The following is a 19,630-nucleotide window of genomic DNA, read 5'->3' on the forward strand; positions in this document are numbered from 1 at the left end:
GGGGGCGGGCGTGGGCGTGCGGCGCCGCGGGCGGGGGGGGGGGGGGGCCGGGGCGGGGGGGTGTCCGTCCTCGGAACGGCGCGATGGGGTTGCGTGCCGACCGACTGTTCGTCGACGCGCCAACCGCTGCGGGCGGACACCCCCCGGCACGGCCCCTTGCGCCGTCCGGCGGGTGCGGGTGCGTCGTCCTATGCGGCTTCGTCCTGGGCCGCTGCCCGCTTGAGTGCCGCGTCGCGCCTGCGGACGTAGTAGATGCCGATCAGGCCCAGGCCGCCCCCGGCCAGGCAGGTCCAGATCCACCAGGTGCTGCCGCGGTCGTCGAACCAGCCGTAGAACGGGAGCTGGACCAGGAAGAGGACGAACCACAGGATCGTGCCGCCGGTGATGGTGGCGACCACGGGGCCCTCCAGGGGCTCCGGCGCCTCGTGTCGGGGGGTCCACTTCGCCATGGGGACAGCTTACGAGGCGATCTGGTCTACGCGCGGAGATAGCCGAGGGGGGCGTTATATGTTCATACTGAAACGGTTTGTGTCTGACCACTTCTCTTCGTAGGAAACACCAAACCCATGTCCTCCTCGGCTCCCGCCAAGGTCCCCGCCCCTGAACAGCCGGGAGCCGGGCCCACGACCCTCGACCGCTTCTTCCGCATCTCCGAGCGGGGCAGCACCCTGTCCCGCGAGGTCCGCGGCGGTCTCGCCACCTTCTTCGCGATGGCCTACATCATCGTGCTGAACCCGATCATCCTCGGCAGCGCGAAGGACATGTACGGTCACCAGCTCGACAACGGGCAGCTGGTCACCGCCACGGCCCTCACCGCTGCGTTCACCACGCTCCTGATGGGCGTGATCGGCAACGTCCCGATCGCCCTGGCCGCCGGTCTCGGCGTGAACTCGGTCGTCGCCCTCCAGCTGGCCCCGCGCATGTCCTGGCCGGACGCGATGGGCATGGTGGTGCTGGCCGGTTTCGTGGTGATGCTGCTGGTCGCCACGGGGCTGCGCGAGCGGGTGATGAACGCCGTGCCCTACGGGCTGCGCAAGGCCATCTCCATCGGTATCGGCCTGTTCATCATGCTGATCGGGCTGGTCGACGCCGGCTTCGTCTCCCGGATCCCCGACGCCGCCCGGACCACCGTCCCGCTGCAGCTCGGCGGCGACGGGCACCTGAACGGCTGGCCCGTGCTGGTCTTCGTACTGGGTGTCCTGCTGACCCTGGCGCTGATCGTGCGCAAGGTCTCGGGCGCGATCCTGATCTCGATCGTCGCCATGACGGTCGTCGCCGTGGTCATCGACGCGGTCGCCACGGTGCCGAGCTGGGGTCTGACCACGCCCAAGTGGCCCGGCAACCCGGTCGCCAGCCCGGACTTCGGGCTGGTCGGGCAGGTGAGCCTGTTCGGCGGCTTCGAGAAGGTCGGTGTGCTGACCGGGGTGCTGTTCGTCTTCACCGTGCTGCTGTCGTGCTTCTTCGACGCGATGGGCACGATCATGGGCGTCTCCGACGAGGCGAAGCTGACCGACGGCGAGGGTCAGATGCCCGGCATCAACAAGGTGCTGTTCGTCGACGGTCTCGCGGTCGCGGCGGGGGGTGCCAGCTCGTCCTCGGCCACCACGGCGTTCGTGGAGTCCACGGCGGGTGTGGGTGAGGGGGCCCGGACGGGTCTGGCGAACGTGGTCACCGGCGGTCTCTTCGCCGTCGCGCTCTTCCTGACCCCGATCGCCACGATGGTCCCGTCCCAGGCGGCCACCCCGGCGCTGGTGGCGGTCGGCTTCCTGATCCTGGCCGGGTCGGTGAAGGAGATCGACTGGGCCGACTACACGATCGCGGTCCCGGCGTTCGTGACGATGCTGATGATGCCGTTCACCTACTCGATCACGAACGGCATCGGCATGGGCTTCATCACCTTCGTGGTGCTGCGGCTGGCGGCCGGCCGGGGCCGTGAGGTGCCGTCGGCGATGTACGCGGTGGCGGCGGTGTTCGCCTTCTACTACCTGATGCCGGCGCTGGGTCTGACCTGATCCTCGTCCTCGGAGTCGGAGTCGCCGTAGAACCTCTCCGTCTCCTCGACGGCGGTGCGGAACCGCTGGTCGAAGTCATCACGAATGAGCGTCCGGACGACGTAGTCCTGGACGCTCATTCCTCTTTTGGCGGCATGGTGCCGGAGCCGTTCGAGCAGGTCGTGGTCTATTCGCAGGCTGAGCACGCTGGTCCCCATGACCATGAGGGTCGCGGCACCGTTCGGTGCGGTGTGTCACGTTCCCCTCCGGGATCACCCATATGAGTGATGTGGTGGCGCAGTGGCGGGCGTCACGGGCAGTCCGCGTGTCCCCGGTGGTATTTAGCGAGAGTAATGAGTTACGCTAAAGAACATGCCGGACCTCAGCCATGGCGACGACGCAGCCGCCGTGAACTCCCTCCGATCCGCCGTGATGCGGCTGTCCCGTCGGCTCAAGCACCAGCGGGTCGACGAGTCGCTCAGCCCCACCGAGATGTCGGTGCTCGGCACCCTGTCCCTGTGCGGCAGGGCCACCCCGGGCGAGCTCGCCCGCAAGGAGCACGTCCAGCCGCCGTCGATGACCCGCATCGTGGCGCTGCTGGAGGCCAAGGGACTGGTCCGTCTGGAGCCGCACCCCGAGGACCGGCGCCAGAAGGTCGTGACGCGCACCGAGCAGGCCGAGGCCATGCTTGAGGAGAGCCGCCGCAAGCGGAACGCGTTCCTGTCCACGCTGGTGGAGAACCTCGACGAGGACGAGTGGGCGAAACTGCGCGCCGCCGCCCCCGTGCTGGAGAAGCTCGCGCACCTGTAAGCCGTATGTAGCAAGGAGGCGAACCCTTTGAGTTCGGGACCCGGAACAGCTTCCGCCCCCGCACCTGAACCCCACGACTCCCCGCCCGCTCCCGCAGCACCCGCCTCCGGCGACCGCGTCCGCACGTCCTCGATGTTCTCCTCCCTGAAGGTGCGGAACTACCGCCTGTTCTTCCTGGGGCAGGTCGTCTCCAACATCGGCACCTGGATGCAGCGCATCGCCCAGGACTGGCTCGTGCTCAGCCTCACCGGCTCCTCCGCCGCCGTCGGCATCACGACCGCCCTGCAGTTCCTGCCGATGCTGCTCTTCGGCCTGTACGGCGGCGTCCTCGTCGACCGGCTGCGCAAGCGGCCCACGCTGCTCGTGACGCAGTCCGCGATGGCGCTCACGGCGATCGCCCTGGCCGTCCTCACACTCACCGGCCACGTCCAGGTCTGGCACGTGTACCTGGCCGCCTTCGCGGTCGGTCTCGCCACCGTCGTCGACAACCCGGCCCGCCAGTCCTTCGTCTCGGAGCTGGTCGGCCCCGGGCAGCTGCAGAACGCGGTCAGCCTGAACTCGGCGAACTTCCAGTCGGCCCGCCTGGTCGGTCCCGCCGTCGCGGGCATACTCATCACCGGCGTCGGCACCGGCTACGCCTTCCTCTTCAACGGCCTGTCCTTCATCGCGCCGCTCACCGGCCTGCTGCTGATGCGCGCCCGCGAGCTGCACGCCGTCGAGCGCGCCCCGCGGGGCAAGGGACAGCTGCGCGAGGGCGTCCGCTACGTCACCGGCCGGCCCGAGCTGATCTGGCCGATCGTCCTGGTCGGCTTCGTCGGCACGTTCGCCTTCAACTTCCCCGTCTACCTGTCGGCCTTCGCGGACGACGTCTTCCACGCGGGCGCCGGCGCGTACAGCATGTTCAACACGCTGATGGCGGTCGGCTCGGTCGCGGGCGCACTGCTCGCCGCGCGGCGGGGCACGGCCCGGCTGCGGCTGCTGATCGTGGCGGCGATGGCCTTCGGGGCGCTGGAGATCCTCGCCGCGACGACCCCCACCCTGTGGATGTTCGCCCTGCTCATGGTGCCACTGGGCCTGTTCGGCATGACGGTCAACGTCACGACCAACACCAGCATCCAGATGTCCACCGACCCGGCCGTGCGGGGCCGTGTCATGGCCCTCTACATGATGGTGTTCCTCGGCGGCTCCCCGGTCGGCGCCCCGATCGTCGGCTGGATCACCGACACCTACGGCGCGCGCGTCGGCCTCGCGGCGGGCGGCGCGGTGGCGGTGGCGGCCGCGGCCGCGATCGGCCTCATCCTGGCCCGCGTGGGCAACCTGCGCCTGGCGGTCGGCTGGCACCGCGGACATCCCCGGGTGCGCTTCGTACCACGGGAACGGACGGAGGAACTGGCCCCGGCGGCGTAGCGGGGCCGTCAGTCCCGGGGGAAGTCGCCGGTGTTCAGGACGAGGCCGACCACGGTGCCGGTCAGGTCGATCTCGTCTCCGAAGTCCAGGCTCAGCTCGCCCCGGTACTCGCCGTCCTTGGGCTTGGTGTGCAGATGCCAGCGGCCGGTGTAAGGATCCACGATCAGGTACACCGGTACACCGGCCGCGGCGTAGGCGTCCTTCTTGGGGCCGTAGTCGTTCGCCCCCGTCTTCCTCGAGATCACCTCGGCGACGAACTCGACGTCCTCGTACCGCCACAGCCCTTTGTCGTTCGTGGCCGCGTCCTCCGCCATCAGGGTCACGTCCGAGGCGAAGCCGTTGAGGTGGCCCGGGTAGTCGACACGGACGTCGGACTTCAGGCGCTTGCGCGGGTACTTGGCGCGCAGCTGCTCGACGATGTCCAGGATGATGTCCCAGTGGGTGTCCCGCTGAGGCGCCATGAAGATGTTCCCCCCGACGATCTCGACCTTGTAACCCTCGGGGACGGGCATCGTCTCCACCCACTCGAACATCATGTCGAGGGTGAGTTCGCCGCTGCTGTCGTCCATCTCGATCCTGTCGTCAAGGACGGTCATCGTGGCGCTCCTCCCCGGCCGCACCCGACGATGGATACGGCCGCGCAGTAGCAACGATACGCACGGCGATCAGGGCACGCCCGGGCCATCGGGGCGGGGGCGGGCAGACTGGGTGGATGAGACTCTTCGCCGCCGTGCTGCCCCCCGACGACGTGTGCCGTGAGCTCGCGGCCGTGGTCGACGAGCTGCGCGGATCGGCCGGGGCCGACGGCATGCGGTGGACCGGGCGGGCCGGGTGGCACTTCACGCTCGCCTTCTACGGTGAGGTGGACGACGGGCTCGTCCCCGGGCTGACGGAGCGGCTGGAGCGGGCCGCGCACCGGACCGGCCCGTTCCCGCTGGCCGTGCGCGGCGGCGGGCAGTTCGGGCACGGCAGGGCGCTGTGGGCCGGGGCCGAGGGGGACCTGGCGACGTTGCGGCTGCTCGCCGAGCGGGCGGAGGCCGCGGCGCGGAAGGCGGGCGTGCCGATGGGGGAGCACCGGCGGTACAAGGCCCACCTGACCGTGGCCCGGAGCCGGGAGGCCCGGGACGTGCGGCCCTGTCTGGACGTGCTCGGGGAGTTCGCCGGCCGGACCTGGACCGTCGACGAGCTGGTGCTGGTGCGCAGCAACCTGCCGACCTCCGGCGTCCCCGGGGAGCAGCCCCGGTACGAGGCGGTCGGGCGCTGGCCGCTGCGGGGCGCCGGTTAGGCTCGGGGCGTGGACCCGAAAACCCGCAACCGGATCATGGCCGGTGTGCTCGTGCTGATGTTCCTCGTCGTCGCCCTGGCCTCCGTGCTGGGGAGGTAGCGCGGCGGGGAACCGCGGACGGCTGCCGTCCGGCCGCGGGCCGGCGTGGGCTCGTCGCGCGGTTCCCCGCGCCCCCGGCGGGGGCGTTCACCAGGCGAAGGCCTCCGGGCTCGGGCCGGGGCCCGGGAAGATCTCGTCCAGGCCGGTCAGGAGCTCCTCGGACAGCTCCAGCTCGGACGCGCGGACCGCGGAGGCGAGCTGCTCGGCGGTGCGCGGGCCGACGATCGGGCCGGTCACGCCCGGGCGGGTGAGCAGCCAGGCCAGGGCGGCCTCGCCGGGCTCGACGCCGTGCTTGTCGAGCAGGTCCTCGTAGGACTGGATCTGCGCGCGGGTGGCCGGGTCGGCGAGCGCGTCGGCCGCGCGGCCCGAGGCGCGGCGCCCGCCCTGGACCTCCTTCTTCAGCACGCCGCCCAGCAGACCACCGTGCAGCGGCGACCAGGGGATGACCCCGAGGCCGTAGTCCTGCGCGGCCGGGATGACCTCCATCTCGGCGCGGCGCTCGGCGAGGTTGTACAGGCACTGCTCGCTGACCAGGCCGATGGTCCCGCCGCGCCGGGCGGCGATCTCGTTGGCCTGGGCGATCTTGTAGCCGGGGAAGTTCGACGATCCGACGTAGAGGATCTTGCCCTGCTGGATCAGGACGTCGATCGCCTGCCAGATCTCCTCGAACGGGGTGTCCCGGTCGATGTGGTGGAACTGGTAGACGTCGATGTGGTCGGTCTGCAGCCGCTTCAGGCTGGCGTCGACGGCCCGGCGGATGTTGACGGCGGAGAGCTTGTCGTGGTTGGGCCAGGCGGGTCCGTCGGCGCCCATGTTGCCGTAGACCTTCGTGGCGAGGACGACCTTGTCGCGCCGGCCCCCGCCCTTGGCGAACCACGTGCCGATGATGCTTTCGGTACGGCCCTTGTTCTCGCCCCAGCCGTACACGTTGGCGGTGTCGAAGAAGTTGATGCCCGCGTCCAGCGCCGCGTCCATGATGGCGTGGCTGTCGGCCTCGTCGGTCTGCGGGCCGAAGTTCATGGTGCCGAGGACGAGCCGGCTGACCTTGAGTCCCGTGCGTCCGAGCTGCGTGTACTCCATGACGACCAAGCCAACGTGTTGGAGTGCGCTCCAGGCAAGCGCTCGGGGCGCGTCAGGCCCGGTAGGGGCCGCCCAGTCCCCAGCCCTGGTGCAGCGCCGCCGCGAAGGCCGCCGCGATCTTGTGTTCGCCGGCGGCGTTGGGGTGGGTCCCGTCGTAGGTGTCGGTGGAGACGTCGTACGACGGCGGCGTCGAGGCCAGCAGGATGGGGGAGGCCGGTTCGTCGAGGTCGGCCGCCGTCTTGGCGAGGATCTCGTTGAAGCGGGCGACCTCGCCGGCGAAGAGCGCGTCGGTGTGGGCCCGGACGTTCGGTGTCACCGGCAGCCACACCATCCGCACCCGGCGGTTCGCCGCCCGCGCCTCGGCGGTGAAGGCCCGGACGTTGCCGGCGGTCTGCTCCGCGTTCGTGTAGAAGCCGAGGTCGATCAGGCCCAGGGAGACCAGCAGGACGTCCGCCCGGCACGAGCGCACCGCCTCGCCGATCAGCGGCGCCATGTGCAGCCAGCCCTCGCCCCAGCCGGCCAGGTGTGCCCGGGGGAAGTCCGGTTCGGCGTAGGCGTGCGACGTGGGGGCGCCGGCGTGCTGGTCGTAGAGCGTCTCGCGGGGGCCGACGAGGGTGACGGGGCCGCCGTGGGAACGGCACAGGTGCTGCCACATGCGGTAGCGCCACGTGTGTTCGCCCGTGCTTCCGATCGTCATGGAGTCACCGACGGGCATGAACCTGAGCATCCGCTCATGATGGACGATCAGCGCACCGGGTGGGATGTGAGTCGGGCCACGCACCGTCCCCGGCGGCGGCCGGGGAGGCCGTCCTCCCGGTGGAGCGCCTGCTGATCCGCCTGCTGAACCGCCGTGTGTGATGGCACGCTTGGGGCATGCGCAGACCCTTCGCCCTCCTCGCCGCGGCCCTCCTCACCGGCGCTCTCGCCGCGCCCGCCGCCACCGCCGCCGACGGAGACGGCGAGTTCACGATCAGGGATCCGCGCATCACCGAGTCCAGCGGTCTGGCCGCCTCGCGTCAGCACCCCGGGATCTACTGGACGCACAACGACAGCGACGACGGTGCCTACCTCTACGCCGTCGACAGCAGGACGGGCGAGACGGTCGCCACGATCACCATGAGCGGCGTGGGCAGCCCGCGCGACGTCGAGGCCGTCTCGATCGGGCCGGACAACCAGATCTGGGTCGGCGACATCGGCGACAACCTCGGCGGCTCCTGGCCGCACGTGTGGATCTACCGGCTGCCCGAGCCGAAGACCCTGCGCGACGGCACCGTCCGGGCCACGCAGTACGTCGTGAAGTACGCCGACGGGGCGCGGGACGCCGAGTCACTCGTCGTGCACCCGAAGACCGGCCGCGTCTACCTCGTCGACAAGAACGAGAAGGGCGGGCACCTGTACGAGGGCCCCGCCGACCTCTCCCCGAGCGGCACGAACGTGTTCCGGCCCGTCGCGGCCCTCCCCGACCTGGAGGCCACCGACGCGACGCTCTCCCCCGACGGCCGGCACCTGGTGGTACGCAGCTACTTCGGGGCGATCGCCTACGACTGGAACGGCGGGAAGCCGAAGAAGAAGGAGCGGCTCGGCGTGCCGTTCCTGGGCCAGGGGGAGTCCGTCACCTACACCGCCGACGGGACGAAGCTCATGTTCGGCGCGGAGGGCGCCGACAGCCCGGTGGAACCGCAGGACGCCCCGGGCTCCCCGGATTCGCCCTCCGGCAACGGCGGTTCGGCCTCGTCGGAGGGGGGCGCCGGCGGTGACGGGCTGAGCGGCGACCTCAGGACCGGGGCGATCGCCGCCGCCGCGGCCCTGGTGGTCGTGTTCGGCCTGCGCAAGCTCAGGCGGCGGGGCTAGGGCCGGTCCGCGGCCGAGTCCGCGTCCGGGGTCCCGGCCGATTCCTCGGTCCCGGCCGATTCCTCGGTCCCGGCCGCGTCCGGGGTCCCGGCCGCATCCGCTGTCGCATCGGTGGCCGCATCCGCGCCCGGCGTCCGGCGCCGTTCCACCAGCACCGCCAGGCCGTCCAGGATCCGCTGGAGGCCGAACTCGAAGTGGTCGAAGTCCGGTCCGAAGGTGTCCTCGGACAGTGAGGCCATGACCGGGTAGCGGCCCGAGGCCATCGCCTTCTCCAGGGCCGGCACCTGCGCCTGCCAGAACTCGGCGTCCGTCAGGCCCGTCCGGCGTTCCGCCTCCAGCTGGTACAGCTGCGTGCGCGCGGCCCCGACGACGTACCCGTCGATCATGATGATCGCGGAGACCAGCTCGGGGTCGCTCAGCCCCATCGGGCGGATCAGGGTGAGGACCTTCTCCATGCCGTCGAGGGCGCTCGGGCCGAGGATCGGGCGGGACTGGTTGACGTGGAGCAGCCAGGGGTGGCGGCGGTAGAGGGCGAGGGTCTCGCGGGCCAGGGCCTCCAGGGCCGCGCGCCAGCCGCCGTCGCCGAGGTCGGCCGGGTGGTCCGAGGGGCGCTGGACCCGGTCCAGCATGAGGTCGAGCAGCTCGCCCTTGCCGGGGACGTACCGGTACAGCGACATGGTGCCGGTGCCCAGTTCGGCCGCGACGCGACGCATGGACAGGCCCTCCAGGCCCTCGGCGTCCGCGACCCGGACGGCCGCTTCCACGATCCGGTCCAGGGTCAGGGTCGGCTTGGGGCCGCGGCTCGGGCGCCGGCCGGTGTCCCACAGCAACTCCAGGGTGCGGGCGATGTCCCCGCTGCCGCTGGTCTCCGTACCGCCACTGCCACTCGTGCCGCTCGTCATGAGCCCAGCTTAGGGCCCCGCCCAAAAACCGGGTACACCGTACGCGTAATCGGGTACGCTGTACTCAGTTGAGTGCGGGCAGGGCACGAGCCACGGGAGGGGCGACATGGACGGATACGCGGTGCGCGCGGAGGCGCTGGAGAAGAGGTACGGCGAGAAGCGCGCCCTGGACGGTTTCGACCTCGCGGTCCGCGAGGGCACGGTGCACGGCCTGCTCGGGCCGAACGGGGCGGGCAAGACCACCGCCGTGCGCATCCTGTCCACGCTGATCCGTCTGGACGGGGGCCGGGCGTGGGTCGCCGGCCTGGACGTGGCCCGGCAGCCGCGCGAGGTGCGGGCCCGGATCGGGCTCACCGGCCAGTACGCGGCGGTGGACGAGGTGCTCACCGGCCGGCAGAACCTGGAGATGTTCGGCCGCCTGTTCCACCTCGGCGGCCGGCGCGCCCGGCTGCGGGCGGCCGAGCTGCTGGAGCAGTTCGACCTGACGGACGCCGCGGACCGGGGCGTCGGCAAGTACAGCGGCGGCATGCGGCGCCGCCTCGACCTCGCCGCGTCGATGATCCTGGCCCCGGCCGTGCTCTTCCTCGACGAGCCGACGACCGGCCTGGACCCGCGCAGCCGGGGCGAGGTCTGGGACACCGTCCGGGCGCTGGTCGCGGGCGGCACGACCGTGCTGCTGACCACGCAGTACCTGGAGGAGGCCGACAAGCTCGCCTCCCGCATCACCGTCATCGACCAGGGCCGGGCCATCGCCGACGACACCCCGGACGGGCTGAAGGGCCTGGTCGGCGGCGACCGGATCGAGGTCGTGGTCGCCGAGCGGTCCGAGATCGCGCGGGTGGTGAAGGTCGTCGCCCGCGTCAGCGACGGCGAACCGGAGGCGGACGAGGCGGAGTTGCGGGTGCACGCCCCGGTCACGGACCGGGTCGCGGCCCTCACCGACGTGGCGCGGACCCTCCAGGACGAGGGCGTGCGCGTCGAGGACATCGGACTGCGCAGGCCGAGCCTCGACGACGTCTTCCTGCGCCTGACCGGACACCGGACCGAGAAGGAGGCCGCAGCGTGAGCGCCGTCGACCTGAGCACCACGAGCGCGCGCAGCGGCACGTACTGGCTGCTCGCCGACTGCTGGAACATCGTCCGCCGCGGCCTGACCCACTACCGGCGCCAGCCCGTCAACATCGCCTGGCAGCTGGGCTTCCCGATCCTGTCCGTGCTGCTCTACGGCTATGTCTTCGGCAGCGCGATGAAGGTGCCCGGCGGCGGGGACTACAAGGACTTCCTGATGCCGGGCATGTTCGTGATGACCATGGCGTTCGGCTTCATCAACACCGCCACGCTGGTGGTCTACGACTCCACCAAGGGCGTCATCGACCGCTTCCGCTCCATGCCGATGGCGTCCTCCGCCGTGGTGGCCGGGCGCGGGGTCACCGATCTGCTCGTGGCCTGCGCCGAGTTGGCCATCATGATGCTCACCGCCGTCGCCATGGGCTGGCGGCCGGACGGCGGCCTCGGCTTCCTCGCCGCGTTCGGGCTGCTGCTGTGGCTGCGGTTCGCGCTGATCTGGATCGGCGTGTGGCTGGGGCTGCTCGTGCCCAACCCGGAGGCGGCGGGGGGCCTGTTCGCGGTCGCCTTCCCGCTGACGATGATCTCCAGCATCTTCGTCGCGCCGCAGCTGATGCCCGACTGGCTGGGCTGGGTCGCGGCCTGGAACCCCGTCTCCTCCACGGCGGCGGCGACCCGCGACCTGTTCGGCCCGCCCGTCGCCGGCGGCGACTCCTGGGTGGAGCAGCACGCGCTGCTGATGGCCGGGGTGTGGCCGGTGATCCTGACGGCGATCTTCCTGCCGCTGGCGGTACGGCGGTTCAGGAAGCTCAGCCGGTAGCGGGGCGGCAACGGGGGCGGGCGCGCTCGGTGGTGGCCGGGCGCCCCCATCCGTAGGGTGGCCGGTCATGGGGGATGCCGAAGACGAGATGATCCCGGTCCCGGCCGGCCGGGTCACGCTGTCCGACCGGCGGACGCGGCGCAGTTGGGCGGTGGAGGTCGCGCCGTTCCACCAGGCCGCGTTCCCGGTCACGCAGGAGCGGTACGCCGGCGTCACCGGCCGCAGGCCGAGCGCGGCCCGTGGGGACCGGCTGCCCGTGGAGGGCGTGTCCTGGTGGGACGCGGTGCACTTCTGCAACGCCCTGTCACTGCGCGAGGGGCTGGTTCCGGCGTACCGGGTGGGAGACGGCACCGGCACGGTCGACTGGGACACCTCGGCCGACGGCTACCGGCTGCCGACCGAGGCCGAGTGGGAGCACGCCTGCCGCGCCGGCAGCACCGGCCCGCGCTACGGCCGCCTCGACGAGATCGCCTGGTACCGGGGGAACGCGGACGACACCGTCCACCCGGTGGGCGGCAAGGAGCCCAACGCCTGGGGGCTCCACGACATGCTGGGCAACGTCTGGGACTGGTGCTGGGACCTCTACGACCCCGAGGTCTACGGCACCTACCGGGTGCTCCGCGGCGGCGGCTGGTCCGACGAGCACTGGAGCTGCCGCGCCTCGGTGCGCCGCCGGAGCCATCCGACGTTCCGGATCGACGACGTGGGGTTCCGGGTCGCGCGGACGGCGCCGGGGAGGGGGGCGCGGTCCGCGCCCGCCTAGCCTTCCAGCCCTGTGCTCTGCAAGGCCGCCTTGCCGCGGCCCCGGCCCACCTGGGTCCGCACCGCGCCCATGCTCGCCGCGATCACCAGCGCGATCGCCGCGGCCTCCGGCGCCGTGAGGGTCTGGTCGAGGATCAGGAAGCCGGCCGTGGCGGCGAGGGCCGGTTCCAGGCTCATCAGGATGGCGAAGGTGGAGGCGGGCAGGCGGCGCAGGGCGAGGAGTTCGAGCGTGTAGGGCAGGACCGAGGAGAGCAGGGCCACCGCCGCGCCCAGGCCCAGGGTCACCGGGTCGAGGAGCTTCGTGCCCGACTCGGCGATGCCCAGCGGCAGGAACAGCACCGCGCCCACCGCCATCGCCAGGGCCAGCCCGTCCGCCTGCGGGAAGCGGCGGCCGGTACGGGCGCTGAAGACGATGTACGCCGCCCACATGGCGCCGGCGCCCAGGGCGAAGGCCGCTCCCACGGGGTCGAGGCCGCTGAAGCCTCCGCCGCCGAGGAGGAAGACACCGGCGAGCGCGAGGGCCGCCCACACGACGTTGATCGCGCGGCGGGACGCCAGGACCGACAGGGCGAGCGGGCCCAGGACCTCCAGGGTGACCGCCGGACCCAGCGGGATCCGGGCGACGGCCTGGTAGAACAGGCCGTTCATCGCGGCCATGGTGATGCCGAAGACCACGACCGTGCCCCAGTCGGCGCGCGAGTGGCCGCGCAGGCGGGGGCGGCACACCAGCAGCAGCACGACCGCCGCCACGAGCAGGCGCAGCGCCACCACCCCGAGGGCGCCGGTCCTCGGCATCAGCGTCACCGCCAGGGCGCCGCCGAACTGCACGGAGACGCCGCCGGCGAGGACGAGGCCCACGGGTCCGAGGGAGCCCAGGCGGCCCGGGCCGGCGGCGGGGCCGGACGCGGGCGGCGCGGTGGTCGCGGGCTGGGGTGTGGTGACGCTGTCGGGGGTGGTCACGGGCGGTCCTGTGCTCGTCGGCGCGGTGCGGGCGGTCCGTACACCGGTCTGCACTCCGCGTGCATCATGGTGTACTTCGCAGTCCAGGGTAATGGACTGAGTCAGGTGCGTGAAGCCCTTTTGCCGCTGTCTTGCGCCGTGAGACGCCGCCCCGGGCTCCCCGCGGGCCTCAGCGGCGGGACAGGTAGAGCTCGAACGCCTTGTGGAGCAGCCGGTTGAGCGGGTAGTCCCACTCGCCGAGGTACTCGACGGCCTCGCCGCCGGTGCCGACCTTGAAACGGAGCAGGCCCAGCAGCGGGCTGGACTCCTCCAGGGTGTCGGTGATGCCGCGCAGGTCGTAGACGGCGGCGCCGAGTTCATGGGCGTCGGTCATCATGCGCCACTGCACGGCGCTGCTCGGCTGCACCTCGCGCCGGCGGCTGGTGGAGGCGCCGTAGGAGTACCAGACGTGGTCGCCGACGGTCAGCATGGTGGCGCCGGCGAGCACCTCGCCGTCGTGGTGGGCGAGGTAGAGCCGCATCCGGTCCGGGTGCTCGGCGGTGAGCGCGCGCCACATGCCCTGGAAGTAGGAGAGCGGGCGCGGCAGGAACCCGTCGCGCCCGGCGGTCTCGGTGTACAGCTCGTGGAAGGCCGGCAGGTCCTCCAGGTCGCCGCGCACCACCTTCACTCCGGCCTTGTCGGCCTTCTTGATGTTGCGCCGCCACTGCTGGTTGAGGCCGTCGTGGATCTCCTCCAGCGAGCGGCCGGCGAACGGCACCTGGAAGACGTACCGCGGCTGTCCCGCGGCGAAGCCGGCCGCCCCGCCGGCCTCGCTCAGCCGCCAGCCCATGCGGCGCAGACCGTCCGCGACCCGCCCGGCCCGCGGTTCGTACGACGTCGCCCGGACGTCGCGCAGCCGGCGGGCGGCCGGGTCCGCGATCGCCGCCTTGACCGTCTCGGCGCTCCAGCGGCGCACCACGACCGGCGGGCCCATCCGCACGGCGAAGGCGCCCCGCCGCCGCAGGTGGGCGAGCATCGGCTCCAGCAGGCGCTCGAACCCGGGCTCGTGCCAGTCGATCAGCGGGCCCTCGGGGAGGTAGGCGAGGTACCGCCGCAGCCCGGGCAGCGGGCGCAGCAGGACCAGTCCCGCGCCGACGAGCTGCCCGGCCCCGTCGAACCAGCCGAGGCTCTCCGCCTCCCAGTCGGGCTTCACCGCGCCCCAGGACGGGACCTGGGTGTGGCTGGCGGAGGGGCGGGCGGTGACGAACGCCAGGTGCTCCTCAGGGGTGATCGGCTGGACGCGGACGCTCATGCGCGGGCTCCTTCGGGCAGCGGCCCTCGACGGGCGGGGAGTGGTGCCGCGAGCCTAGGAGCGGCCCGCCGATCCCCGGCTGCGGACACTCGGGTCCGCCCGCCGTGTGGCCCGAACGCCTCACGCGGGCCCGCGGTCCGGAGGGCATTCGCCCAGCGCCTGCGCCAGCACCTCCGCCACGTGCCGGCCGCGCACCCCCGCCAGCTGCTCCAGCTGGGTACGGCAGGAGAAGCCGTCCGCCAGGACCACCGTGCCGTCCGGGGCGTCCCGCACGGAGGGCAGGAGCTGGTCCTCGGCGCAGGCCGCGGACACCTCGTAGTGGCCCTTCTCGAAGCCGAAGTTGCCCGCCAGGCCGCAGCAGCCGCCGCTGAGCGCGCCGGAGAGACCGGCCGCCTCACGCAGCCGGCGGTCGGCCGCGTCGCCGAGCACCGCGTGCTGGTGGCAGTGGGTCTGGCCGGCCACCGGCCGGTCCAGGCGCGGCGGCGTCCAGCCGGGGGCGTGCCGCTCCAGCGTCTCCGCGAAGGTGAGGACCCGCGCGGCGAGACGGGCCGCGCGCGGGTCGTCGTGCAGCAGTTCGGGGGCGTCCGTGCGCAGCGCGGCAGCGCAGCTCGGCTCCAGCACCACGACCGGCGTGTCGGTCTCCAGCACCGGTTCCATCAGGTCGAGCGTGCGGCGCAGGACCGCCCGGGCGCGGTCGAGCTGCCCGGTCGAGACGTACGTCAGCCCGCAGCAGACCCGGCCCCGGCCGCGCAGCAGCGACAAGGGGTCCAGGGCCACCGTCCGGCCGTCGCCCACCGGCGGTTTCCGCAGGTGCACGGTCGGCGGCAGCGCGACCCGCAGCCCGGCCGCCTCCAGCACCCGCACGGCGGCCCGCCCCACGGCGGGGGAGAGGTGCTCGGTGAACGTGTCGGGCCACAGGACGACCAGCCGCCCGTCGCCCGCCCGGCCCGGCCGCCGCTCCCACCACCGGCTGAACGTCCGCCGCGCCACCCGCGGGAGCCGCCGCTCGGGCGCGATCCCGCCCAGCCGCTTCGCCGCACCGGCGAAGAGGCGTGTCCCGGCGAGGGCGTTCACCAGGGGTGCGGTGCGTGTCACGGCCACCGCGCGGAGCCACACCGGCAGCCACCCCATCGCGTAGTGCGCGGCGGGCCGGCGCCGCCCGGCGTAGTGGTGGTGCAGGAACTCCGCCTTGTACGTGGCCATGTCGACGTCGACCGGGCAGTCCGACCGGCAGCCCTTGCAGGACAGGCACAGGTCGAGGGCGTCGCGGACCTCGGTCGAGCGCCAGCCGTCCGTGATCACCTCGCCGGCGAGCATCTCGTGCAGCAGCCGGGCCCGCCCGCGCGTGGAGTGCTCCTCGGCGCCGGTCGCCCGGAAGGACGGGCACATGACCGAGGACCCGGACACCGACGCCGTCCGGCACTTGGCCACGCCCACGCAGCGCCGCACCGCCGCCGCGAAGTCGCCGCCGTCGGCGGGGTAGCCGAAGGCGACGTCGACCGGCTCGCGGGGCAGGACGGAGAAGCGCAGGTTCGAGTCCAGCGGCGCGGGCCGGACGAGCATCCCGGGGTTGAGCAGGCCGTCCGGGTCCCACACCGCCTTCACCCGCTCGAACAGGCCCACCGTCTCCGGGCCGTACATGCGCGGCAGCAGCTCCGCCCGGGCCTGCCCGTCGCCGTGCTCCCCGGACAGCGAACCGCCGTGCGCCACGACCAGGTCCGCCAGCTCCTGCGAGAAGCGGCGGAAGCGGGCGATGCCGGGGTCGGTGAGGAGGTCGAAGTCGATGCGGACGTGGATGCAGCCGTCCCCGAAGTGCCCGTACGGCGTGCCGCGCAGCCCGTGCCGTGCCGTCAGCGCCCGGAAGTCCCGCAGGTACGCCCCCAGCCGGGCGGGCGGCACCGCGCAGTCCTCCCAGCCCGGCCAGGCCTCGGTGCCGTCCGGCATCCTCGTGGCCGTGCCGCTCGCGTCCTCCCGGATCCGCCACAGCGCGCTCTGCCCCGCCGCGTCCGTGACCACCAGGGCGTCCAGGACGTCGGCGGCCCGCACGATCGCCTCCGCACGCGCGCGTGCCTCCGCCTCCGACTCCCCGCCCGTCTCCACGAACAGCCAGGCCCCGCCCCGGGGCAGGCCGGCGGCCGGGGGCACCAGGTCCGCCGCCATGCCCTCCACGGTCAGCGGCCCGAGGGGCAGCAGCCCGGCGGCCGCCTCGGCCGCCGCGCTCTCGTCGGCGTACGCCAGCACGGCCAGCGCCCGCGCGCGGGGCGCCTCGACCAGGCTCACGACCGCCTCCGTGAGCACGCCCAGCGTGCCCTCCGAGCCGCAGAAGGACCGCGCCACGTCGGCGCCCCGCTCGGGCAGCAGGGCGTCCAGCGCGTAACCGGAGATGCGGCGGGGCAGGTCCGGAAAGCCCGTGCGCAGCCGGGCCAGTTCCCCCTCCGCCAGCGCCCGCAGGCCCTCGGGCGCCCCGGCCCAGTCCCGGCCGAGCCGCAGCCGCCGCCCGCGCGCGGTGACGACGGCCAGCTCGCGCACGCTGTCCGCGGTCGTCCCCCACGCCACCGAGTGCGAGCCGCACGAGTTGTTGCCGATCATGCCGCCGAGCGTGCACCTGCTGTGCGTGGACGGGTCCGGCCCGAAGCGCAGCCCGTGCGGGGCGGCGGCCTCCTGCAGCCGGTCGAGCACCAGACCCGGCTGGACGACGGCCGTCCGCGCCTGCGGATCCAGGGCGACCAGCCGGTTCATGAAACGGGTGAAGTCCAGCACCACACCCGTGCCGGTCGCCTGCCCGGCGATGGACGTGCCGCCACCCCGCGGCACCACCGGCACGCCACGCCCCCGGCACACCTCCAGCACGGCCGCCACGTCGTCGGCGTCCACCGGCGCCACCACCCCGTACGGCACCCGCCGGTAGTTGGACGCGTCCATGGTGACCAGGGCCCGGTCCAGGGCGGCGAAGCCGACGTCGCCCCGGACGGCCGCGCGCAACTCGCCCTCCAGGGCCGCGAGATCCCTGGCCGTCAGCTCCGTGCCGTGCGGAAGATCCGTCATGCCTCCAGCATGCACGCGGGCACGGACAGTGACGACCCCGCGTCCGGCGGGCCGGAACACCGGCGCCCCCGTGACCGTCTCACCCGACGGACGACGTTTCGCCCACGTTTCTGTGAACGGCTACGCTCCCCTCCGTGGCTGAGATCCGGATTCCCTCTGACATCAAGCCCGCGGACGGACGTTTCGGCGCGGGCCCCTCCAAGGTGCGGACGGAGGCGCTGGACGCCCTCGCCGCGACCGGCACCTCCCTCCTGGGCACCTCCCACCGTCAGGCTCCCGTCAAGAACCTGGTCGGCCAGGTGCGCGAGGGCATCAGTGAGCTGTTCCAGCTCCCGGACGGCTACGAGGTGGTCCTCGGCAACGGCGGCTCCACGGCGTTCTGGGACATCGCGACGCACGGCCTGATCGAGAACAAGTCGCAGCACCTCAGCTTCGGCGAGTTCTCCTCCAAGTTCGCCAAGGCCGCCAAGCTCGCCCCGTGGCTGGCCGACCCGGACGTCATCTCCGCCGACCCGGGCACCCACCCCGAGCCGGTCGCCGAGGCGGGCGTGGACGTCTACGCGTTCACCCACAACGAGACCTCCACCGGTGTCGCCATGCCGATCAAGCGCGTGGCCGGCGCCGACGAGGGCGCCCTGGTCCTGGTCGACGCCACCTCGGGTGCCGGCGGCCTGCCCGTCGACATCAGCGAGACGGACGTCTACTACTTCGCCCCGCAGAAGTCCTTCGCCTCCGACGGCGGCCTGTGGATCGGCGTGTTCTCCCCGGCCGCCATCGAGCGCGCCGAGCGGATCCACGCCTCCGGCCGCCACGTCCCGGAGTTCTTCTCGCTGCCCACCGCGATCGACAACTCCCGCAAGAACCAGACGTACAACACCCCGGCGCTGGCCACCCTCTTCCTGCTGAACCAGCAGCTGGAGTGGATCAACGGCCAGGGCGGCCTGGACTGGTCGGTGCGCCGCACCGCCACCTCCGCGCGGACGCTGTACGGCTGGGCCGAGGACGTCAAGTTCGCGAACCCGTTCGTCACCGACCCGGCCAAGCGCTCGCAGGTCATCGGCACGATCGACTTCACGGACGAGGTCGACGCCGCCGCCGTCGCGAAGGTGCTGCGCGCCAACGGGATCGTCGACACCGAGCCCTACCGCAAGCTCGGCCGCAACCAGCTGCGCGTCGCGATGTTCCCGGCGATCGACCCGGCGGACGTCGAGGCGCTCACCAAGTGCGTCGACTACGTGATCGACAAGCTCTGACCTGCTCCCGTACGCGCCCCGCCCGAACACCTGGAACAGCCGCGTGAGGCTGTCCTCCGTGTACCCCCCGGCCGCCCCCCGGCGGAACGCCTCCAGCACGGCGGCGGGCAGCGCCGCATCCACCCCCGAGTCCCGCGTGGTGTGCACGACGTGGTCCATGCTGGCCACGGCCATGGAGATCCGCTCGACGTCCCCGGAGTGCACCCCCGCCTCGATCCGGGGCGTGTAGAAGTCGAGGAACCGGTCCATCCCGCCCAGGGTCCGGGACGCGTACGGAGCGAACCGCGAGGCGCTGATGCCGTGCGCGTCCGCCACCGCCAGGGTGTGCAGCCAGGCGGTCAGGGTGGTCCAGAACAGGTCCATCTGGAGCTGGTAGTACAGCGCGGCCAGACCCGGGTCCTCGCCCAGGTAGTCGGTGCCCGTGAGGACCCGGAGCGTTTCAGCGCAGGCGTCGAAGAGGTCCCGGGGGCCGCTGTAGAAGGTGTCGGACCCGGCCTGGCCGATGCCGGAGGGCGGGGTCTGCACCCCGCCGGTGAGCTGGCGCGCCCCGTGCTTCTCCGCCCAGGCGGCTCCCTCCCGGGCCCGCTGCGGGGTGTCCGAGCTGAGGTTGACCAGGACGCGGCCGCGCAGGGCCGCGGTGGCGGGCTCCAGGAGGGCGTACATGGCGGCGTAGTCGGTGAGGCTCAGCACCACCACCTCGTTGGCCGCCAGCGCCTCCTCGACGCTGGCGGCCCGCACCGCGCCCCGCGCGACCAGCTCGTCGGCGCGGCTCGCGGTGCGGTTCCACACGGTGACGCGGTAACCGGCGTCGAGATAGGCGCCGGCCATGGCGCGGCCCATGGGGCCGAGGCCGATGACGGTGACGGACGTGCTCATGGAGATCCCCCTCTGATCACTGTGACCACTCTGATCACGGCTAGAACGAACGCTCTATCCAGAGAGGAACGTAGCACAGCCACTGGAGCGATCGCTCTAGCTCGATAGAGTGGGTGCGTGAAGACCAGGGCCCC

General features: G+C 72.7%; 18 protein-coding genes and 1 pseudogene. 9 read left to right on the top strand and 10 right to left on the bottom strand.

Annotated elements, in window-relative coordinates; translation table 11 throughout:
• Positions 1 to 188: 188 nt before the first annotated feature.
• Positions 189 to 449, bottom strand: coding sequence for a DUF2530 domain-containing protein (locus ACPXCS_RS13035; protein ID WP_425947094.1), 261 nt, complete (start codon positions 447 to 449; stop codon positions 189 to 191).
• A gap of 117 nt (positions 450 to 566) precedes the next feature.
• On the opposite strand from ACPXCS_RS13035, the gene ACPXCS_RS13040 reads away from it, so the two are divergent.
• Positions 567 to 2,012, top strand: a complete 1,446-nt coding sequence (locus ACPXCS_RS13040) for an NCS2 family permease (protein WP_425947093.1) — start codon at positions 567 to 569, stop codon at positions 2,010 to 2,012.
• On the opposite strand, the gene ACPXCS_RS13045 is transcribed toward ACPXCS_RS13040, so the two are convergent.
• Entirely contained in the window at positions 1,982 to 2,209 is a 228-nt protein-coding gene (locus tag ACPXCS_RS13045; protein ID WP_425947091.1) for a ribbon-helix-helix protein, CopG family, read from the bottom strand. The genes ACPXCS_RS13040 and ACPXCS_RS13045 overlap by 31 nt on opposite strands.
• A 154-nt stretch (positions 2,210 to 2,363) precedes the next feature.
• Here ACPXCS_RS13045 and ACPXCS_RS13050 point away from each other — a divergent pair, with 154 nt between their 5' ends.
• Positions 2,364 to 2,801, top strand: coding sequence for a MarR family winged helix-turn-helix transcriptional regulator (locus tag ACPXCS_RS13050; protein ID WP_383335435.1), 438 nt, complete (start codon positions 2,364 to 2,366; stop codon positions 2,799 to 2,801).
• A 27-nt stretch (positions 2,802 to 2,828) separates the two neighbouring features.
• Positions 2,829 to 4,208 carry an MFS transporter gene (locus tag ACPXCS_RS13055; RefSeq protein ID WP_425947089.1) on the top strand — a complete coding sequence of 460 codons (1,380 nt, stop codon included), beginning with the start codon at positions 2,829 to 2,831 and terminating at the stop codon, positions 4,206 to 4,208.
• Between the two features lie 8 nt (positions 4,209 to 4,216).
• On the opposite strand, the gene ACPXCS_RS13060 is transcribed toward ACPXCS_RS13055, so the two are convergent.
• Positions 4,217 to 4,804, bottom strand: a complete 588-nt coding sequence (locus ACPXCS_RS13060) for a Uma2 family endonuclease (protein WP_425947087.1) — start codon at positions 4,802 to 4,804, stop codon at positions 4,217 to 4,219.
• Positions 4,805 to 4,920: 116 nt separating this feature from the next.
• Between ACPXCS_RS13060 and thpR the strand changes: the two genes are divergently transcribed.
• On the top strand, positions 4,921 to 5,493 hold the full coding sequence (gene thpR, locus ACPXCS_RS13065) for an RNA 2',3'-cyclic phosphodiesterase (protein ID WP_425947085.1): 573 nt from the start codon (positions 4,921 to 4,923) through the stop codon (positions 5,491 to 5,493).
• Between the two features lie 186 nt (positions 5,494 to 5,679).
• On the opposite strand, the gene ACPXCS_RS13070 is transcribed toward thpR, so the two are convergent.
• Entirely contained in the window at positions 5,680 to 6,672 is a 993-nt protein-coding gene (locus ACPXCS_RS13070) for an aldo/keto reductase (RefSeq protein WP_425947083.1), read from the bottom strand.
• A 52-nt stretch (positions 6,673 to 6,724) separates the two neighbouring features.
• A complete protein-coding gene (locus ACPXCS_RS13075; protein WP_425947081.1) occupies positions 6,725 to 7,399 on the bottom strand; it encodes a GDSL-type esterase/lipase family protein in 675 nt (224 codons plus the stop codon).
• A 146-nt stretch (positions 7,400 to 7,545) separates the two neighbouring features.
• Between ACPXCS_RS13075 and ACPXCS_RS13080 the strand changes: the two genes are divergently transcribed.
• Positions 7,546 to 8,523 (top strand): WD40 repeat domain-containing protein, encoded by a 978-nt coding sequence (locus ACPXCS_RS13080; RefSeq protein ID WP_425947080.1) that lies wholly within the window; start codon positions 7,546 to 7,548, stop codon positions 8,521 to 8,523.
• Here the strand turns inward: ACPXCS_RS13080 and ACPXCS_RS13085 are convergent.
• A complete protein-coding gene (locus tag ACPXCS_RS13085; RefSeq protein ID WP_425947078.1) occupies positions 8,520 to 9,425 on the bottom strand; it encodes a TetR/AcrR family transcriptional regulator in 906 nt (301 codons plus the stop codon). The genes ACPXCS_RS13080 and ACPXCS_RS13085 overlap by 4 nt on opposite strands.
• A 106-nt stretch (positions 9,426 to 9,531) precedes the next feature.
• Here ACPXCS_RS13085 and ACPXCS_RS13090 point away from each other — a divergent pair, with 106 nt between their 5' ends.
• From ACPXCS_RS13090 to ACPXCS_RS13100, 3 genes are all read left to right on the top strand, one after another.
• On the top strand, positions 9,532 to 10,491 hold the full coding sequence (locus ACPXCS_RS13090; protein WP_425947077.1) for an ATP-binding cassette domain-containing protein: 960 nt from the start codon (positions 9,532 to 9,534) through the stop codon (positions 10,489 to 10,491).
• Complete coding sequence (locus ACPXCS_RS13095; protein ID WP_425947075.1) at positions 10,488 to 11,309, top strand: ABC transporter permease; 822 nt, start codon at positions 10,488 to 10,490, stop codon at positions 11,307 to 11,309. The genes ACPXCS_RS13090 and ACPXCS_RS13095 overlap by 4 nt, the downstream gene beginning before the upstream one ends.
• Positions 11,310 to 11,376: 67 nt before the next feature.
• The gene (locus ACPXCS_RS13100; RefSeq protein ID WP_425947073.1) at positions 11,377 to 12,072 is read left to right on the top strand and encodes a formylglycine-generating enzyme family protein; all 696 of its coding nucleotides are present in this window, start codon (positions 11,377 to 11,379) and stop codon (positions 12,070 to 12,072) included.
• On the opposite strand, the gene ACPXCS_RS13105 is transcribed toward ACPXCS_RS13100, so the two are convergent.
• The 3 genes from ACPXCS_RS13105 to ACPXCS_RS13115 all read right to left on the bottom strand — a co-directional run bounded on the left by ACPXCS_RS13105 (position 12,069) and on the right by ACPXCS_RS13115 (position 17,367).
• Entirely contained in the window at positions 12,069 to 13,031 is a 963-nt protein-coding gene (locus ACPXCS_RS13105) for an EamA family transporter (RefSeq protein WP_425947071.1), read from the bottom strand. The genes ACPXCS_RS13100 and ACPXCS_RS13105 overlap by 4 nt on opposite strands.
• Positions 13,032 to 13,200: 169 nt before the next feature.
• The gene (locus tag ACPXCS_RS13110; RefSeq protein WP_425947069.1) at positions 13,201 to 14,322 is read right to left on the bottom strand and encodes a lipid II:glycine glycyltransferase FemX; all 1,122 of its coding nucleotides are present in this window, start codon (positions 14,320 to 14,322) and stop codon (positions 13,201 to 13,203) included.
• A gap of 120 nt (positions 14,323 to 14,442) precedes the next feature.
• A complete protein-coding gene (locus ACPXCS_RS13115) occupies positions 14,443 to 17,367 on the bottom strand; it encodes an FAD-binding and (Fe-S)-binding domain-containing protein (protein WP_425947068.1) in 2,925 nt (974 codons plus the stop codon).
• Between the two features lie 134 nt (positions 17,368 to 17,501).
• Here ACPXCS_RS13115 and serC point away from each other — a divergent pair, with 134 nt between their 5' ends.
• Entirely contained in the window at positions 17,502 to 18,620 is a 1,119-nt protein-coding gene (gene serC, locus ACPXCS_RS13120; protein WP_425947066.1) for a phosphoserine transaminase, read from the top strand.
• A gap of 18 nt (positions 18,621 to 18,638) precedes the next feature.
• On the opposite strand, the pseudogene ACPXCS_RS13125 reads toward serC, so the two are convergent.
• Positions 18,639 to 19,496 (bottom strand): annotated as a pseudogene (locus tag ACPXCS_RS13125) (NAD(P)-dependent oxidoreductase); the annotation flags it as partial.
• Positions 19,497 to 19,630: the final 134 nt, after the last annotated feature.

The sequence above is a fragment of the Streptomyces sp. DT190 genome (assembly GCF_049846985.1).
Classification (GTDB): Bacteria; Actinomycetota; Actinomycetes; order Streptomycetales; family Streptomycetaceae; genus Streptomyces.

What these genes read in the sequence shown, in the direction of transcription:
- ACPXCS_RS13035 (WP_425947094.1), bottom strand. Translation starts at nt 449, where the DNA reads ATGGCGAAGTGGACCCCCCGACACGAGGCGCCGGAGCCCCTGGAGGGC.
- ACPXCS_RS13040 (WP_425947093.1), top strand. Translation starts at nt 567, where the DNA reads ATGTCCTCCTCGGCTCCCGCCAAGGTCCCCGCCCCTGAACAGCCGGGA.
- ACPXCS_RS13045 (WP_425947091.1), bottom strand. Translation starts at nt 2,209, where the DNA reads ATGGGGACCAGCGTGCTCAGCCTGCGAATAGACCACGACCTGCTCGAA.
- ACPXCS_RS13050 (WP_383335435.1), top strand. Translation starts at nt 2,364, where the DNA reads ATGCCGGACCTCAGCCATGGCGACGACGCAGCCGCCGTGAACTCCCTC.
- ACPXCS_RS13060 (WP_425947087.1), bottom strand. Translation starts at nt 4,804, where the DNA reads ATGACCGTCCTTGACGACAGGATCGAGATGGACGACAGCAGCGGCGAA.
- thpR (WP_425947085.1), top strand. Translation starts at nt 4,921, where the DNA reads ATGAGACTCTTCGCCGCCGTGCTGCCCCCCGACGACGTGTGCCGTGAG.
- ACPXCS_RS13070 (WP_425947083.1), bottom strand. Translation starts at nt 6,672, where the DNA reads ATGGAGTACACGCAGCTCGGACGCACGGGACTCAAGGTCAGCCGGCTC.
- ACPXCS_RS13075 (WP_425947081.1), bottom strand. Translation starts at nt 7,399, where the DNA reads ATGCTCAGGTTCATGCCCGTCGGTGACTCCATGACGATCGGAAGCACG.
- ACPXCS_RS13080 (WP_425947080.1), top strand. Translation starts at nt 7,546, where the DNA reads ATGCGCAGACCCTTCGCCCTCCTCGCCGCGGCCCTCCTCACCGGCGCT.
- ACPXCS_RS13085 (WP_425947078.1), bottom strand. Translation starts at nt 9,425, where the DNA reads ATGACGAGCGGCACGAGTGGCAGTGGCGGTACGGAGACCAGCGGCAGC.
- ACPXCS_RS13090 (WP_425947077.1), top strand. Translation starts at nt 9,532, where the DNA reads ATGGACGGATACGCGGTGCGCGCGGAGGCGCTGGAGAAGAGGTACGGC.
- ACPXCS_RS13100 (WP_425947073.1), top strand. Translation starts at nt 11,377, where the DNA reads ATGGGGGATGCCGAAGACGAGATGATCCCGGTCCCGGCCGGCCGGGTC.
- ACPXCS_RS13110 (WP_425947069.1), bottom strand. Translation starts at nt 14,322, where the DNA reads ATGAGCGTCCGCGTCCAGCCGATCACCCCTGAGGAGCACCTGGCGTTC.
- ACPXCS_RS13115 (WP_425947068.1), bottom strand. Translation starts at nt 17,367, where the DNA reads ATGACGGATCTTCCGCACGGCACGGAGCTGACGGCCAGGGATCTCGCG.